The sequence below is a fragment of the Plantactinospora sp. CA-290183 genome (assembly GCF_050936375.1).
In the GTDB taxonomy this organism is placed as follows: domain Bacteria; phylum Actinomycetota; class Actinomycetes; order Mycobacteriales; family Micromonosporaceae; genus Plantactinospora.
Genome location: NZ_JBNJMX010000018.1, coordinates 15,567 through 31,532, shown reverse-complemented (window position 1 = coordinate 31,532; position 15,966 = coordinate 15,567). Strand labels below are relative to the sequence as shown.

Below are 15,966 nucleotides of genomic sequence, written 5' to 3'. Positions count from 1 at the left end.
CACCTGAGGCCGGTCTGCCGTTGGACCCTGGATGCCTTCGCGACGCGGCGCACCGCAGACTCGGTCGCGCCTGCTCGACCTCGCCCCGCCCGGCGAGCTGGGACGCGGGGCTGCGGCTGCTGCACCGCCGAGCATGGCCGCTGGAGTCCGCCCTGTCGTCCGGCTACGGAACGGCCGGCGACGTCTCCTCGGCGCCCGCGATCACGTCGCGATGATCCGGACGGACGCTGCCGGCCGACTCAGCCGCTGCGGGACGGCGCCAGCGCCGGGTCAGCAGACCGTGCCTCGGGGCGAAGAGCCAGGCAGTGAGAAAGAAGGCGGTGGCGACCAGAACGATGGTGCCGCCGACCGGTGTGTCGTAACTCCACGACAGATAGAGCCCGACGAGGGCGGAGGTGCCGCCGATCGCCGGGGAGAGCAGCATCATCACGCCGAGCCGGTCGGTGAGCAGCCGGGCCGTCGCCGCGGGAGTGATCAGCAGGGCCAGGACGAGGATGTTGCCGATGGTCTGCAGCGAGATCACCACGGCCAGGGTCACCAGCACGTAGAGCACGATGTCGAGCCAGAACACCGGCAGCCCGGTGGAGCGGGCCATCTCCCGGTCCAGGCAGACCGCGACGAGTTCCTTGTGCAGCGCGAACACCAGGCCGAGGATGACCAGGCCGGTGCCACCGACCAGGTAGAGGTCCCGGTCCGGGATGCCGGTGATCGAGCCGAAGAGGAACTGTTGCAACGAGCCGGCGTAGCCGGGTGCCTGTGAGATGATCACGATGCCGAGAGCGAACGTGGCGACGAGGAAGACGCCGATCAGGGAGTCCTCCCTGAGTCGCCGGTTCTGCGCGAAGATCGCGATCAGCAGGGCGGTCGCGATGCCGGCGACGGCCCCGCCGAGGACCAGGCTGCCCTGCAGGACGAAGGCGATCGCGAGGCCAGGAAAGACGGCGTGCGCGACGGCGTCGCCGATGAAGGCCATCCCGCGCAGCACCACGTAGCAGCCGACCACGCCGCAGACGATGCTGGACATGACCGCGATCGCCAGGGCCTTGGGCAGGAACGCGAGGTCGGGGTTGAGCAGGTCGGTGAGGAAGTCGGTGATGGACACTAGGCCGCCCTCACGAGTTTCAACAGCGGGGAGGTGGCGCTGACCCCGAAGGTGCGCATCCACACCTCGACGTCCTGGAGTTCCGCGGGGCGCCCGTCGGCGATGACCGTGCGGTTGAGCAGGACCAACCGGGTGCAGGACTCGATGGCGGCGACGAGGTCGTGGGTGGTCATCAGCACCGCCCGGCCCTCGGCGGCGAGGCCGGCGAACAGGTCGCCGAGCAGCTCCTGGGTGGGCATGTCCAGTCCGGTGAACGGCTCGTCGAGCAGCAGGATGCGCGGCGCCAGCGCGAGGGCGCGGGCGACCAGGACCCGTTGACGTTGCCCGCCGGAGAGTTCGCCGACCGGACGTCGGCGCAGCGCGGCGAGCTGCACCCGGTCGAGCGCGTCGCCGACCGCCCGCCAGTCGGCGACACCGGGGCGGCGGAGCAGACCCATCCGGCCGGTTCGGCCGGTCAACACCGCCTGCTCGACGGAGATCGGAAAGTCCCAGGTGAACTCGTGGCGCTGCGGGACGTACCCGATCGTCGAGCGTCCGGGGCGGGACGCCTTCCCGTCCACCAATATCCGGCCGCGTCGGACGCGGATCAGTGCCAGGACGGCGCGCAGCAGGGTGGTCTTGCCGGCACCGTTGGGGCCGAGCAGCCCGACCAGTTCCCCGGGTTCGAGGTGCAACCGTACGTTGCGCAGTACCGGCCGGCCGCCGAGGTCCACGTCCAGCTCTTCGACTTCCAGTGCTCTCATGACCGACCGTCCGGCGGCGACGCGGTGCGTTCGCGTTCGGCCCGGCGCTTCGCGGCGGCGCCCCGGGTCAGGACCACGACCAGCGCGACCGCGAGCAGGGCGGCGATCCCGATCAGCGCGGTGAGCAGCAGCGTGCCGGGGCTGCCGGATGGGTCGCCGCTGCCGGTCCGCTCGTCGCCGGCGGGCGCCTGGTCGGCGGGTCCGGGGACGTCCGCCGTGGCGGCGAACGCCTCGTCGGTGCTGGTCACGTCGCCGACCGCGAACCGCAGCGTCCGGGTCGCGGAGACCTTCTCGCCGCTGACCAGGTCGGCGGAGACCTGGATTGTGACCAGGTAGACGCCGGGTTCGGTGAAGACCCAGTTGGCGTGGGTGTGGGTGTTGACCTCGACCCAGAACGGCTTGGCGGCCGGCTCCGCGGAGCGCCACAGCACCTGGGGTGGGGCAAAGTTGCCGGACTGGAGGAAGGTGGTGAGCGTGCCCGGCCCCCGTACGCCGAGCAGGTGCAGCGTGACCCCCCGGTCGATTGTCCGCATCACCCGGGGGTCCTGGGTGTTCCAGCCGAGCCAGACCACGTCCTGGTTCTGGACCTGCGGCACGACGTGGACCCGCTTGCCGGCGTCGACGCCGAGGAAGGCGTACGCCGGGTCCTCGGGCACGGCCTGCGACGCCGCGTCGGAGACCCGCAGCACGGTCTCGTCGGGGCTGCGCCATACCGGCTGTGCCTGGGTGCCGTCATGGATGAGGAGGGTCCACTGGTTGTCGACGTAGCGGGGGCCGATGTCCACGTGTCCGGTGGTGAGCGTCGCCCGGTCGGTGGCCAGCGGCTGGTCCGCCGCGATCGACTGGCCGAGGCCGCCGGGGGTCGGCTGCTCGGCCGACGCGGGGGCCGGCACCGCTGCCAGCGCCACCATCGTCACCGCGGCGCATCGCAGAATCCCCCTGGCCGCACGAAGGCACCGCCCATGATTCGGCCTTGGCGCAGGACCGCGATGCTCTGGACCGGTTGAGCGGCGCGACCGCGCTCGTCCTGCCGTCACTGGTTCCTCCCTCATGGTGCTTTGGTCAGGCAGTCGTGCAGCGATTCGGCGTTGAACCGCATCATCTCCACGTAGTCGGTCACCTTGTCGTCGAAGGTGTCGCCGTAGATCCGGCAGATCCGCAGTCCCTCTTCCCGGGCCACCTCGGTCAGGGTGGTGGAGCGGGCGGCCAGGTTCGGTTCGAGGAAGACGGCGGGGATGTCGAGGTTGCGGATCGTCTCGGTGAGCCGGCGCCGATCGGCCAGGCTCGGCTCCGTGGCCGGGTTCGGGGTGACGAAGCCCGAGATCTCGATCCCGTACGCCTGGCCCAGGTAGCCGAAGGCGTCGTGGGTGGTGACCAGATGGCGCCGCGGCGACGGGATCCGGGTGATCGTGTCCCGGACGAAGCCGTCGAGTTGTTCGAGTTGGCCGATGTAGGTCGTGGCGTTGGCGCGGTACGTCGCCGCGCCCTGCGGGTCGACCCCGATCAGGGTGTCCCGGATCAGCTCGACGTAGGAGATGGCGTTGCGGACGTTCTGCCACAGGTGCGGGTCGATCTCGCCGTGCACGTGCTTGCCGAGTACCGCCTGGGGAAGCTGGTAGACCTGGGTGCCGGCGCGGCCGAGGAACCGGAACCGGCGGTCGCCCGGCACCTCCCGCAGCGCCTTGTTCGGCACCTCGATCACCGTGCTGGCCGGGTTGTACACCCGCTGATTTGCCTCGCCGCTGCCCTCAGGGTCGGCGAACAGGTACAACCGCCCCTGGTCGAGGTCCACGCTGATGTCCGCGTGCCCGGAGTTCAGCACCACCGCGCCGGCCATCCCGGGCACCGAATGCGGATCCACCCCGACGGCGAAGGTGAAGACCTGCTCGCCCATGGGCACGGGTGCGGTGTCCGGGGTGACCGCGAGTTGTGCCCGCACGGTCAGCCGGTAGACGCCAGGCTCGGTGAACGCCCAGCTCATGTGGGTGTGCGCGTCCGGTGGCAGGGTCGCGGTGTCGTCCCGGTAGCCGTTCGCGGGGTCGAATCCGTCAGTGGAGTCGACGTAGAACGAGGGGTTGCCGAACGACTCGGTCAGGTAGGCGACGAGCCCGCCCGGCCCCTCGGCGGCGGTGGCGCGCAGCAGCACGTCGGAGGAGCGGTTGGCGCCGTGTGCCGCGCCGGTGCCCCGGACCCGCATCCCGAGCCAGATGGTGTCCAGCGAGACGTCCTCCACCAGCGGAATGATCTCCGCCGCGTACTTCACCGCGCCCTCGGCAAGCGAGATGTTCGGCACGCCGCCGCGCAGGTTCGCGTCCAGTGCCTTGACGATGGCCTGCTCCTCCAGCAGCAGGTAGTTGCTGAACGCGACGTCGGCGTACACGACGTCGCGGACGCCCCGCAGTGTCGGCTCGTAGCTGTGCGGGTCGGCGCCGTCCGGGACCAGCGAACTGACCCGCACCCGGTCACCGCCGACGTGGCTGACCAGGTCGCGCAGGATGCCGGTGGTGGTGACAACCTGGACGCGCTCGTCGTGCGCGCCCAACGTCACCTCCGACCGGCAGCCGGCCATCAGCACCCCGATCAGCAGCGGCGCCAGCAACACCAGCCGGACCCGCGAGCTGGTCCGGCGAGGGTGCGGGTGGGCCCGGGTGACAGCGACAGCAGGCATCGGAGCCCCTTCCGACGTCTCGGCGCGACGCGGGACCGGTCGGTCCTCGCCACCGTTCCGCCGCGTCGCGCCGCACCATAACATGAAAATGGGAATGGTTATCAACTCTGTTGGAGCCGCTAGTTGGCGGTTGTCGTCCGGGTCCCGGACCCGCCGCGACGTCGCGCGACGATCCGCAGCAGCGCCCCGACGAGTACGAGGAGCAGACCCCCGGCAACCGCCGAGAGGATCCAGGAGGTGCCGGTGCGCGGCAGCCCGCCGTCGCCCCCGGAACCGTCACCCGAGCCGTCGCCGGAGCCGCCGCCACCGAAGCCCGGGGTCGGATCGGTGCCGTCGCCCACCGCTATCGCCAGAGTCTTGGTGTCGGTGACCGCCCGGCCGTCCGTGGTGGTGCCGCTCATCTGCACCCTCAGCCGGTACAGCCCCGGCTCGCTGAACGCCCAGTTGCCGTGGGCGTGCGTGTTCGGCGGGATCGCGAGTCGCTGGGGCAGGGACTTGGCCGAGTCGAACAGCACGTCGGCGTTGCCGAACGACCCGGTCAGGAAGAGCGTGAAGCGGCCCGGCCCGTCGACCCCGGCGAGGGTCCACGTCACGTCACCCCGGGTCCCGGCCACCACCGACTCGTGCTGGGTGTTCCAGCCCGGCCAGACGATCCCGGAGCGCTGCGCCTGCGGCAGCAACCAGACCTCGTCACCCTCCGCACCCAGGAAGTCCGCCCCGGCCGGGACCTTCGTCTTCGCGTTGTCCTTGACCTGCAGGACCACGTCGGCCAGTTCCCGCCACACCGCCGGAGTGACCGTGTCGTCCTTGACCCGGATCGTCCAGTCAGCGCCCAGCAGTTGCGGCCCCATGTCCACGTGCCCGTCGGAGATCACCTTTCGCTCGCCGGCGGCCGGAACGGCGTTCGCCACCACCGGCTGCGAAGCCGACGGGGTCGGCGCGGCCCGTGGCGCACCCGGAAGTACCTTGGCCTGGGTCTGCGACGACGGCCGGACGGTCTCGACCTGGGCCGCCGCGGCGGGCGGCGGCACCGCCGGCCCCGGCTTGATGGAGGGGACCGTGACCCGGTACGTCACCTCGGCAGTCACCGTCCCGCCCGTCGTCAACGTCGCCGACGAGCCGAGGCTGAGCCGGTAGTCACCGGCCGCGTCGAACGCCCAGACGACCGGGGTGCGGGTCGCGACCGGCAGCGAGACCTCCCGGGCACCCACGCCGAGCAGCTCCCGGGCCGCGCCCAGGCCGGACACCGCATAGGCGGTGAACCGGCCCGGGCCCTCCACCGCCGCCAGCGACACGGTCACCGCGTCGCCCCGGACCACCCCCCGTCCCACGCCCGTGGTGTCAAACGCGGGCAGCCCCTCGTTCCCGGACGTAAGCGACCAGACCGGCTGACCGGGCGCGCCGAGGAACGAGAACTCCCGGTTGTCCGGCACCCGCACCGCCACGCCGCCCTCCGGGCTCAACAGCACGTCAGCCGGCTCGTGCCCGACCGCATGCCGGGCTATCTGGGTCGCGTCCCGGACACGCATCGAAAGGTCACCGTCGACGACGGAGAGGGACACCAGATCCGCCCCCGCCGGGTCGACCGGCGCCGGCGCGGCGCGTACGGGTGCGGCAGCGCCGGCCAGTCCCAGTACGGCCAGGGCGAACCCGGCCGCGCCGACGCGCAGATGTGCTGTTCTCATCATCCTCCTGCCCTTGCTCCACTGGACGTTGTCGATGTCGCGGCGGGGCTCGTCCGCACTCCTCGGCCGGGTCACGATTCGCCCCCTGGATGTGCCGTCGGCGTCTCGGGTGCCGCCTCCGGCGTACGACTCTCCGGTTGTCGCGGCATGCCGCGGGTGCCGGTCGGCTGTTCGGCGGGTGCGGACGCGACCGTGGCAACGGCTTCGGCGCGACCCTGCTCGCGAGCGGCGGCGACGGCCTGCTCCAGCTGCCGGGCGGCACGGCGGCGCCTGCGTCGGCGGGCCGCCAGAAGAGCCCACACCGCGCCGCCGACGAGGGCGACGAGCAGCAGTTGGATCCACGGCACGGCCCAGACTGTGGTCACCTGCGACGCCGCCGCCGGCGCCGGGTCGAGCACCTGACCGTCGACGGCCGTCGGGACGACAGTGGTGGTGACCGTGAGCCGGAACAACGGAGGCACCCGGGGTAGCCGGACGGTGGTCTGGATCGCGTCACCGGGCAGGATCTGCGGCAGCGCCGCGCCGGACGCGTCGCGGCCGCCCAGGCCGAACAGCCCGGCGGCCTCGACCGTCGGCTCACCGGCGAGCCGCACGTTCCCGGTGTTGCGGATCGTGGCCGTCGCGACGATCTCGCCACCGCCGAACGGATTGACGGAAGCACGGTGACGCACCTGAAGGTCCTCCAGGGCCAGCGCAGGGCGCAGCTCTCCGGTGACCCGCATATAGATCCGCACACCGACCCGGTGGTCGACCGCGACCTGGTTGCCCTGGCCGTCGGTGCCGGTGGCGGCGAGTGTGGCCACGATGCCGCCGGCATGGTCTCCCGGGGTGGCGTTGTCGGGCACCGTCAGGGTGAACGGCACGTCCACCCGGGAGGTCGACGGGATCGTCAGTGTCGAAGCGGTCAGCCGTACCCAGGAACCCACGTCGACCGGCCGCTGCGCCCCGGGCAACAGGTCGAAGCCGCCCTGCGGCGTGGTGACGGCGTCGCTGGCGTAGAGGCGCAGGGTGAGCGGCCGCGCGGAATGGTTGGTCACCGCGACGTAGTCCGTCACCTCGGCCCCGGGATCGAGCTTGTACCCGAAACTCGCCCGCCCGTTCGGGCCCGTGGGACTCGACGGGGCCACCCCCCATGTCACCGGCGCGGGCGCGGCGGGCGCACCGCTCGTCGACGTCGGCGCCGGGGTCGGTCCAGGCGCGGCGGCGGCCGGGACCGCGCCGAGCACGACGACGCCGACGGCGGTGACGATGGCGGTGGACAGGCGCATGGTGGGTGGCGGATCCATTCGGGTAGGGACGCGACCGGCGCTCGGACGCGTGGCGGGGACAGCTGGTCGCCGGTCAGGTTCCGGGCACAGACAGACTATAGGTATCGGTTTTCGTTTTCATCATCGCACCCGCCACGTTGGCAGAGTGACGGCGACACCACCAGGAAGCTCCACTCCGCCACGCTGACGCGACCGGGGTTACTGCCTGGCGGTCGGCGCACGGTGATCGGCGCGCAGGCACGCCCCGCACACCCCGTACAGGTCGCCGTGCTGAGGATTCGGCACGACATCCTCGTCCGCGCGTACCTGCTGGAGCCAACGGGTCACAGCGTCGGCGGACCGCTCCACCACCCGCCCGCACACCTCGCACACCAGGTTGTGGTGCGGCCCGTCCTGGCAGTGCCGGTAGGTCAGTTCTCCGTCCCGGTGAAACGCAATAGCCCTGGTTGCTCACCCGAGCCTGCATGCGGTAGCCAGCCAAAGATCATCGGTAGCTCGTCGCTCAGGCCGCGAAGGCACTGCCCTCCCATGTTCCGGCGGGACAGCCTCCTGTCGCGGTGCCATCTTCTGAAAAAATGTTGACAACGCAGCACAAGAGATTCAGTCTAGCCATGTCACATGACTTTGAAAGGACTGGACATGACACAGATTGCGCTCGCACTGGCGAAGTTCGCCCGCGCGCAAGGCGATCTCTACCTCAACCTGGCCGCCGATTTGGAGGCCGCAGCACAGGTCCCTGACCTAACCGTGGACGCTGAGGTCGAGATCCCGACCGGACGCGGCCAGCGCCAGCAGCAGATCCTCGCCGTGCCCGGTCTCGGCACCGAGAACGGCATGAAGACTGCCGACGTAGCCGCCGCCATCAGCTACGACGGACCGAACACCCACACCTCGCTGCAAGCACTGCACAGGGCCGGCCTCGTCGAGCCGGTCCCCGGCGTGTCCCCACAACGATGGCGGCTGGCCCCTCGCTATCGCACCACCAGCGTCGTCTTCATGCGTATGGCTTCCCGCGTCCGTGACGGCGAGTGGACGACCTACGGAGACATCTCGATTGCCGTGCGTGGCGACACCAAGGCAGCCCGAGGCGTTGGGCAGGCCGCCGCAGCGCTCGCCAACTTCCCCCATCCCGAACGAATCCTCATGGAGGGCGGGCGCATCAATCCGAAGTGGCGCGACAGTCAGGATCGTGGACCGGAGTACTGCCGCCAACTGTTGGAGGAGCAGGGCATTCGGTTCGACAACGATCTCGCCGATAAAACCCAGCGCGTGACTTGGGACGCTCTGCGTCGCCGCGACGAGTCCGAACCCGTCACCGAATGACGGCGCGAACGATGTAGCCAGGATGGAGCTCATGGCACACGGACCGAACACTATCGAGATCAACGGCACAGCGATGCTTCTCACGATCGTCAGCGGCGGCACCGCAGTACATCTCACCGCTGCCACAACACCCGTCGCTGGCCGCGAAGCAGTACCCGACTTCTACTTCGACGGCAACGACCGCGTGCCGGCCGACTACGACCTCATGGCCCTGCGCGAACGTCGATGGTCCGACAAGACGATCTGTGGCCGCGTCTGGGCGGTCATGGTCGGCGGCGACGGCGGCGCTGTTGGCCAGCACGGCGACGTAGCGTACGCCCCAACCTGCCGGCGCTGTCTTACCTTGATCGACCGCCACTTCCCGAAACCCGAACCCGACGACCGGCTCGCGCTCGTTGCTCAACTCGCTAGTGCCTCGTCATGCAGCCTTGAACGGGTAATCGGGGTGGCGGATCTTGGAGCCGGTGGCGAATGCGGTTTTCGGTCGGGTGTGTTGGTTGCGCCAGCGGATGTAGTCGCCGATGGCGATGTCCTGCTCGGCGTGGCTGCGGTGGTCGGTGCCGTTGAGGGCGAAGTACCGCACCGCGGCGAACTCGGCCTCGATCCAGTTCAGCCAGGACGCGTAGGTCGGCAGGAAGACCAGGTCCACCTGGTTGGCGGAGCACCAGGCGCGCACGTCGGGCTGCTTGTGCGGGGAGAAGTTGTCCAGGATGAGGTAGAGGCGCTGGTCGGGCCAGCGGCGACGCAGGGTCTTGAGGAAGCTGAGGAACTCGCGCCAACGTTTGCGGTCTCGGATGCGATAGTGCAGCTTGCCGGTGGTCAGGTCCAGGGCGGCGATCATGTGCCGGACGCCCTGGTCACGGGTGTATGTGGCCCGCAGCCGAACTGGTTGTCCCTGGGGTCGCCATGCGCGACCAGGGCGGGGTTGCAGATTCAACGGGCCGAACTCGTCGACACAGAGCACCCGCCCGTCAGCGGGTGGGTGGTCGTAGAGGTCCAGGACCCGGCGCATCTTGGTGGTGAAGTCGGGGTCCGTGCTGGCCTTCCAGGTCTTGGTGGCCTGCCAGGACACCCCCCGCTCATGCAGGATCCGCCGGACAGTCTCGACGCTGATCGCATCGACGTGACCAGAGGCGATGAGGTAGTCGCGCAGCTTGGTCAGCGACCAGCAGGAGAAGGGTTGGCCGAGGAAACGGGGGTCGCACCGAGCGGTGACGCAGATCCAGTCGCGGGTCTGCTCATCGATCCGTCTCGGTGCGCCCCCGCTCCATTTTGGGTCCAGCGCGTCGAACCCCCGATCGTTGAACACATGGATCACGTCCCGCACGTAGTCCTCGGTCACCTTCAACAAGTGGGCGATGTCCGGGGCCGGCTGCCCCTGGGCGGACATCAGCACCACGATCGCCCGGCGCAGCTTCACCGGGTCCTTCGCGGTCCGGGTGATCCGCTGCAACCGCTGACCCTCGGCCATCGACACCTGCCGGACGAACACCTCCGGGCGTCTGCCCACCAGCCATCACCTCCCACCACGAGCGTTGGGAGACAGCCTGCCCGATAGATCCTCAGAACTAACGGATTACACGATCAACGTTCCAAGACGAGGCACTAGCGACGTGGTCGTGGACCGACGAGGGTACGTCGAGATCCACCACGTACCCGGTGATCAGCAAGACGCGCTGCGCAAAGCCGTCCGCGCTGCGATCCGGAAGCGCGCCGATCACCCGGTCCGGACCTACTCGATCAACGGCGTCATCTACGTCGAATGCCAGGCCATGTACGACCGGTACGCCCGCCAGAACGACCGCGAAGCGGCCGATGCCGTGGACGCGGTACTGAAAGGCGAACCGCCGCCGCACCTCGAACGCGATTGGGTCATCTCATGGGCCACCTGGGGCGTCACCTAACGCCGGGGCGGCCATGAGACAAGCAAACGGCTCCTCGCCAATCTGGGCGAGGAGCCGTTCTGCGATCCGAGCGAGAACTGAGCCGCAACGGTCAGATGCCGGTCGATGACCACGCGTTGTTGCAGTTCTGTGAGGTGCCCCCGGCGGGGCATGTCACAGTTCTGTGAAGTGCCCCCGGAGAGGCAGCAAGGCGAGCGCGCCGACGGCCACCACCGAGGCGGTACAGCAGCCGGACCGCTGGTCGTCAGTGTGAGTGACGGGGTACGGCGCTGCCGCTGCCACCGACGAGGAAGTCCAGGTCCGCGCCCCTGTCGGCTTGCAGGACGTGTTCGCTGTACAGCCGTACCCATCCCCGGTCGGCCACTGGCGGCGGTGGCTGCCAGGAGGCGCGGCGTTGGGCCAGTTCCGCGTCGTCGACCAGAAGTTCCAGGCACCGCGCCGCGACGTCGACGCGGACCAGGTCGCCGGTGCGCACCAGCGCGAGCGGGCCGCCCACGGACGCCTCCGGGGCCACGTGCAGGATGCAGGTGCCGTAGCCGGTGCCGCTCATGCGGGCGTCGGAGATCCGCACCATGTCCGTGATGCCCTCGGCGAGCAGCCGTCGTGGCATGGGCACGTTGCCCACCTCCGGGAAGCCGGGGTAGCCCCGTGGTCCGGCGTTTCGGACGACGATCACCGTGTCGGAGGTGACGTCGAGGTCCGGATCGTCGGCGGCGACGACGTACTCCTCGATCCGGTCGAAGACGAGCGCCGGGCCGGTGTGCGTGAGGAGGTGGGCGGAGGCGGCGGAGACCTTCAACACCGCCCCGGACGGCGCGAGTGACCCGCGCAGCACCACGGTGCCCGAGCCGACGGGCTGGAACGGCTCCGCCAGGGTGCCGATGACGTCCCGGTTCCAGCACTGTGCGCCGTCGACGTTCTCCGCCACGCTCCTGCCGCTGACGGTGATGTGGTCCATGTGCAGCAGCGGGGCGAGTTCCTTCATCACCACCGGAAGGCCACCGGCGTAGGCGAAGTCCTCCATCAGGTACGTCCCGGACGGCATGAGGTTGACGAGCATGGGCACGTCGGCGGTGAGGGTGTCGAAGTCCTCCAGCGACAGGGGGACGCCGAGGCGTCCGGCGATCGCGAGCAGGTGTACGACGGCGTTGGTGGAGCCGCCGATGGCGGCGTTGACCCGAACGGCGTTCTCGAACGCCTGCCTGGTGAGCACCGAGGACAACCGTTGGTCCTGTTCGACCATGGCGACGATCCGGCGTCCGGCGGCGTGCGCGAGCGCGTACCGCCGGGAGTCGACCGCCGGCACGGCGGCCGCCCCCGGCAGCTGCACGCCCAGCGCCTCGGTCACACAGGCCATCGTGGAGGCGGTACCCATGGTCATGCAGTGGCCCCGGCTGCGGGACATACCGACCTCCGCCTCGGAGCAGTCGGCCGCGGTCATCCGACCGGCCCGCATCTCCTCGGTGAAGCGCCAGACGACGGTGCCCGAGCCGATGTCCTGGCCGCGGAACTTGCCGTTGAGCATCGGGCCGCCGGTCATCATCAGGGTCGGCAGGTCGACGCTCGCCGCCCCCATCAGCAGGCCGGGGGTGGTCTTGTCACAGCCGGAGAGCAGCACCACCCCGTCGAGCGGGTTGGCGCGGACCGACTCCTCCAATTCCATCGCCAGCAGGTTGCGGTAGAGCATGGTCGTGGGTCGCATCAGCGGCTCGCCCAGGCTCATCGCCGGGAACTCCAGCGGCAGGCCCCCGCTCTCCCACACGCCCCGCTTCACCGACTCGGCCAGGTCGCGCAGGTGGGCGTTGCAGGGTGTCAGCTCCGACCAGGTGGTGGCGATGCCGATCACCGGGCGACCGTCGAAGACGTCGTCCGCGAACCCCTGGTTGCGCATCCAGGACCGATGGATGAACCCGTTGCGGCCCTCCGCACCGAACCACTGCCCGCTGCGCAGCGGTCGATTCGTCGTCGACATCAGCACACCTCTCTGTCATCCGTCCGGCCGCGTGGGGTGCGCGGCGATCATTGAGCGGGTGGTGGTTCGGCTGGTGACACGAGCGCGACCTACCTGACGCCTCCGACGGACAGCCCGCCGCGCCAGTGCCGTTGAAGACTGAAGAACGCGATGATCAGCAGGATCACGGACACGAGTGAGCCCAGGATGATGAAGAACTGCAGGGTGCCGATGAGCGAGAAGACCAGGATCAGGATCAGGATCAGCGCGGGCGCGATCAGCGGGATCTTGATCCGCAGCGCGATGCCATCGTCCGGCGCCGTCCATCCGGGCGGCCTCCTTTGGCTGGGCAGCGGCGCCTCGAGGAGCCGACTTGGGAACTACCGCCGGCAGGGAGACGGTCATCGCGACCACCTCCGCCCCCTGCCCGGCAATTATCCACAGTGACGAGCGACGATAAATCGTGTACTGCGCACCGGTGCGAAAAATCTGTGTCCGAGGGGCGATCGATACCAGCGCCCCGCCGCCACGCCCAGATGCCGATCTCACGATCGATCATCGCCGTTACGCACCGCCTGGGTGGACGGGGCGTAACGGTAGTAGAAGTTGGAGCACGTCGCGGCGTACGGCGGGGTGGCGATCCTGCCCCTGTCGACCGACGCGTCGCGGATGATGAGGAACGTCCACCGCTCCCCCACCACCTCCAACGCTCGGCTACTGAACCTGAAGCGACTCGCTGAGCGTCACCAACACCGGGACAGAGCCACCGGCTGAGCATCAACGTGGGTGCTCGTCGGCGGCAGGGCGACCCAGCGGGTCGCGGAAGTTCGTACTTCCCGGACGCGTGCCGCCACCCGCAGGGACCGCCGCCGCCAGCGAACCGTTGCCGAGGATGAGCGGTGGCGTGAGAGGCCAGCGGCGAGCGGAGGTCGTTCCCGCTGTTGCCGTGTCGCGTCACGGCTGGCCGGCGCCTGTCCGAGGGAACGCGCGACAGCAGCCGGCTCACCTGGTGCCTGCCTCGTCCGCCTCGCGTCCATCGACCGGTGGACGCGTGGTTCCACCGGTCGAGGCTGTCTGCGGAATGGACCCGGCGACCAGCATTTCAGGCATGAGACGCGTCCCTGTACGGATGGCACGTTGGAGCGCCCGGCACCCGTGGCGCGCCATCACCGGCTGGTTCATGTTCGTCGTTGTGTGCATCGGCGTGGGCATCACGGTCGGCAGCAACCCGGCCACCACGGAGGACTTCTGGGTCGGTGAGGCCGGTCGCGCCGAGGCGATGGCGACCGAAGGTGGCCTGCAGCGCAAGCCCGTCGAACACGTCATCATCTACGCCGATTCCGGGCCGCTGGACATGGCGGCGGCCCGCGTCGCGGCCGAGGACCTCACCGGCCGGATGCGGGTGCTGCCCGAGGTCGACAGCGTGGCGGCCCCGGTGCTCTCGCAGGACGGCAACGTGCTGCGGGTCTCCGTGGTCCTGACGGGTACCGAGTTGGAGGGCAGGGAGAACGTCGGCTCGCTCCTGGATCAGACGGCAGAGGTAGCCGACAGGCACCCGGGCCTGGTCATCGAGGAGACCGGATCGCCCTCGATCAGCAAGGGCGTGAACGACCAGCGTGGTGAGGACCTTGCGCTGGCTGAACGCATCACGCTGCCGATGACGATCATCGCGCTGCTGGTCGTCTTCGGTTCGGTGGTCATGGCCAGTGTGCCGCTGCTGCTGGCGCTCTCCTCGATCGCGGCCGCCCTGGGGCTGTCCATGGTCGCCTCCCACCTGCTTCCCGACCCGGGGATCGGGACCAACATGATTCTGCTCATCGGCTTGGCGGTCGGTGTCGACTACACGCTGTTCTACCTCAAGCGGGAACGCGAGGAACGGGCCCGCGCCGAGGGCCGGGTCGGTTCCGAGGCGCTGGTGGAACTCGCGGCGGCGACCGCGGGTCGGGCCATCGTGGCCTCCGGGCTCGCGGTGATCGTCTCCACGGCCACCCTGTACCTGGCCACGGACGTCATCTTCTCTTCCCTCGCCACGGGCACGATCCTGGTCGTGTCGGTTGCCGTGATCAGCTCCCTGACCGTCCTTCCCGCGCTGCTGGTGAAGATCGGCCAGCGGGCCGAGCGCCGTGCCGCGAAGAAGGCCGCCCGCCGGGCGAGGCGGGGCAGGCCAGCCCGTACGAAGCCGGCGAAGCCCGAGACCGGCCGCGTCTTCGGCGCACTGCTACGGCCCGCGCAGAAGCATCCCGCCGCCACGTTGTGCGTATCTGTGCTGGTCATGCTCGGATTGGCGGCACCCGCGCTCGGCATGAAGCTCGTCGACCCGAGCAGAGACACCTTCTCCCGCGACATTCCGGCCATGCCGGTCTACGACCGGTTGACCTCCGCCTTCCCCGAGCTGCTGGTCAGGCACGAGGTTGTCGCTCGATCCACCCCGGACCGCGCCCCAGAGGTGCGGCAGGCCCTGGCGGAGCTGGGACGGCGGGCCCAGGCGGACCCGTTGTTCGCCCACAACGCCGCGCCGGTGGTGCGGACCTCCGCCGACGGCCGGATCAGCGTGCTGGAGCTGGCCGTCCCGTACCCCGCGCCCGCCGACGAGGCGATCGCGTCACTCGCCCACGTCCGCGAGGACTATCTGCCGGCCACGGTCGGCACGCTGCCCGGCGTACAGGCGGCGGTGAGCGGTGATGTGGCCCGGGGCCAGGACTACGTCGACCACGAGATGAGCAAGCTACCGCTGGTCATCGGAGCCCTGCTGCTGCTGACCTTCGTGATGACCGTGGTGGCGTTCCGCTCGGTGGTCATCGGCCTGATCGGCGTCTTCCTCAACCTGCTGTCCGCCGCGGCCGCCCTCGGTGCGCTGGTCGTGGTCTTCCAGGGGACGTGGGCGGAGGGCCTGCTGGACTTCGAGTCACTCGGCGCGATCGCGTCCCGGGTGCCGTTGTTCCTGATCGTGATTCTGTTCGGACTGTCGATGGACTACCAGGTGTTCGTGGTCAGCCGGATCAAGGAGGCCATGGACAATGGGATGTCGGCCCGTGAGGCGGTACTGGCGGGCATCGCCCGATCGGCGAAGGTGGTGACCAGCGCCGCGGTGGTGATGGTCACGGTGTTCGGCGCCTTTGTCGCCCTGCACCTGACCGAGATGAAGCAGATGGGCTTCTGCCTGGCGTTGGCCGTGCTGCTCGACGCCCTGGTCATCCGGATGATGGTGCTGCCGTCGATCCTGCTGCTCCTCGGCGGCAAGGCCTGGTGGCCGCTGCGCCCGGCGCGACCGGGGCGGGCCAGCGCCGTGCATGCCCGGCCGCCGACGCAGACCGTACGCTGA

General features: G+C 69.8%; 14 protein-coding genes. 3 read left to right on the top strand and 11 right to left on the bottom strand.

All coding sequences use genetic code 11. From position 1 onward, the window contains the following. Window positions 1-163: 163 nt before the first annotated feature. From ACQEUR_RS20505 to ACQEUR_RS20475, 7 genes are all read right to left on the bottom strand, one after another. Window positions 164-1,102: an anchored repeat-type ABC transporter permease subunit gene (locus tag ACQEUR_RS20505; RefSeq protein WP_433033576.1), complete on the bottom strand. Its 939-nt coding sequence runs from the start codon at window positions 1,100-1,102 to the stop codon at window positions 164-166. Beyond that, a complete protein-coding gene (locus ACQEUR_RS20500) occupies window positions 1,102-1,845 on the bottom strand; it encodes an anchored repeat-type ABC transporter ATP-binding subunit (RefSeq protein WP_433033573.1) in 744 nt (247 codons plus the stop codon). The genes ACQEUR_RS20505 and ACQEUR_RS20500 overlap by 1 nt, the downstream gene beginning before the upstream one ends. Continuing rightward, complete coding sequence (locus ACQEUR_RS20495) at window positions 1,842-2,756, bottom strand: choice-of-anchor M domain-containing protein (protein ID WP_433033678.1); 915 nt, start codon at window positions 2,754-2,756, stop codon at window positions 1,842-1,844. The genes ACQEUR_RS20500 and ACQEUR_RS20495 overlap by 4 nt, the downstream gene beginning before the upstream one ends. Window positions 2,757-2,893: 137 nt before the next feature. Beyond that, window positions 2,894-4,414, bottom strand: coding sequence for an anchored repeat ABC transporter, substrate-binding protein (locus ACQEUR_RS20490; protein ID WP_433033675.1), 1,521 nt, complete (start codon window positions 4,412-4,414; stop codon window positions 2,894-2,896). Window positions 4,415-4,632: 218 nt separating this feature from the next. Next, entirely contained in the window at window positions 4,633-6,198 is a 1,566-nt protein-coding gene (locus ACQEUR_RS20485) for a TIGR03773 family transporter-associated surface protein (RefSeq protein ID WP_433033570.1), read from the bottom strand. A gap of 71 nt (window positions 6,199-6,269) precedes the next feature. After that, a complete protein-coding gene (locus tag ACQEUR_RS20480) occupies window positions 6,270-7,466 on the bottom strand; it encodes a WxL protein peptidoglycan domain-containing protein (protein WP_433033567.1) in 1,197 nt (398 codons plus the stop codon). A 198-nt stretch (window positions 7,467-7,664) separates the two neighbouring features. Further along, window positions 7,665-7,880, bottom strand: a complete 216-nt coding sequence (locus ACQEUR_RS20475) for a hypothetical protein (protein ID WP_433033673.1) — start codon at window positions 7,878-7,880, stop codon at window positions 7,665-7,667. Window positions 7,881-8,105: 225 nt separating this feature from the next. Here ACQEUR_RS20475 and ACQEUR_RS20470 point away from each other — a divergent pair, with 225 nt between their 5' ends. Then, window positions 8,106-8,789: a hypothetical protein gene (locus ACQEUR_RS20470; RefSeq protein WP_433033565.1), complete on the top strand. Its 684-nt coding sequence runs from the start codon at window positions 8,106-8,108 to the stop codon at window positions 8,787-8,789. Here the strand turns inward: ACQEUR_RS20470 and ACQEUR_RS20465 are convergent. Continuing rightward, entirely contained in the window at window positions 8,779-9,192 is a 414-nt protein-coding gene (locus ACQEUR_RS20465) for a hypothetical protein (protein ID WP_433033562.1), read from the bottom strand. The two genes, ACQEUR_RS20470 and ACQEUR_RS20465, sit on opposite strands and share 11 nt — an antisense overlap. A gap of 15 nt (window positions 9,193-9,207) precedes the next feature. Beyond that, a complete protein-coding gene (locus ACQEUR_RS20460) occupies window positions 9,208-10,299 on the bottom strand; it encodes an IS630 family transposase (RefSeq protein ID WP_433024466.1) in 1,092 nt (363 codons plus the stop codon). A gap of 103 nt (window positions 10,300-10,402) precedes the next feature. On the opposite strand from ACQEUR_RS20460, the gene ACQEUR_RS20455 reads away from it, so the two are divergent. Further along, a complete protein-coding gene (locus tag ACQEUR_RS20455; protein ID WP_433033560.1) occupies window positions 10,403-10,693 on the top strand; it encodes a hypothetical protein in 291 nt (96 codons plus the stop codon). Between the two features lie 244 nt (window positions 10,694-10,937). Here ACQEUR_RS20455 and ACQEUR_RS20450 read toward each other — a convergent pair whose 3' ends face one another. Beyond that, complete coding sequence (locus ACQEUR_RS20450) at window positions 10,938-12,665, bottom strand: IlvD/Edd family dehydratase (protein WP_433033557.1); 1,728 nt, start codon at window positions 12,663-12,665, stop codon at window positions 10,938-10,940. A gap of 524 nt (window positions 12,666-13,189) precedes the next feature. Then, window positions 13,190-13,342, bottom strand: a complete 153-nt coding sequence (locus ACQEUR_RS20445; protein WP_433033554.1) for a hypothetical protein — start codon at window positions 13,340-13,342, stop codon at window positions 13,190-13,192. Window positions 13,343-13,752: 410 nt separating this feature from the next. Between ACQEUR_RS20445 and ACQEUR_RS20440 the strand changes: the two genes are divergently transcribed. Next, complete coding sequence (locus tag ACQEUR_RS20440) at window positions 13,753-15,966, top strand: MMPL family transporter (RefSeq protein WP_433033551.1); 2,214 nt, start codon at window positions 13,753-13,755, stop codon at window positions 15,964-15,966.

Excerpts from the sequence above, each read along its gene's own strand:
- ACQEUR_RS20500 (WP_433033573.1), bottom strand. The coding sequence starts at position 1,845 with ATGAGAGCACTGGAAGTCGAAGAGCTGGACGTGGACCTCGGCGGCCGG.
- ACQEUR_RS20440 (WP_433033551.1), top strand. The coding sequence starts at position 13,753 with ATGAGACGCGTCCCTGTACGGATGGCACGTTGGAGCGCCCGGCACCCG.
- ACQEUR_RS20485 (WP_433033570.1), bottom strand. The coding sequence starts at position 6,198 with ATGAGAACAGCACATCTGCGCGTCGGCGCGGCCGGGTTCGCCCTGGCC.
- ACQEUR_RS20480 (WP_433033567.1), bottom strand. The coding sequence starts at position 7,466 with ATGCGCCTGTCCACCGCCATCGTCACCGCCGTCGGCGTCGTCGTGCTC.
- ACQEUR_RS20490 (WP_433033675.1), bottom strand. The coding sequence starts at position 4,414 with ATGGCCGGCTGCCGGTCGGAGGTGACGTTGGGCGCGCACGACGAGCGC.
- ACQEUR_RS20470 (WP_433033565.1), top strand. The coding sequence starts at position 8,106 with ATGACACAGATTGCGCTCGCACTGGCGAAGTTCGCCCGCGCGCAAGGC.
- ACQEUR_RS20450 (WP_433033557.1), bottom strand. The coding sequence starts at position 12,665 with ATGTCGACGACGAATCGACCGCTGCGCAGCGGGCAGTGGTTCGGTGCG.
- ACQEUR_RS20495 (WP_433033678.1), bottom strand. The coding sequence starts at position 2,756 with ATGGTGGCGCTGGCAGCGGTGCCGGCCCCCGCGTCGGCCGAGCAGCCG.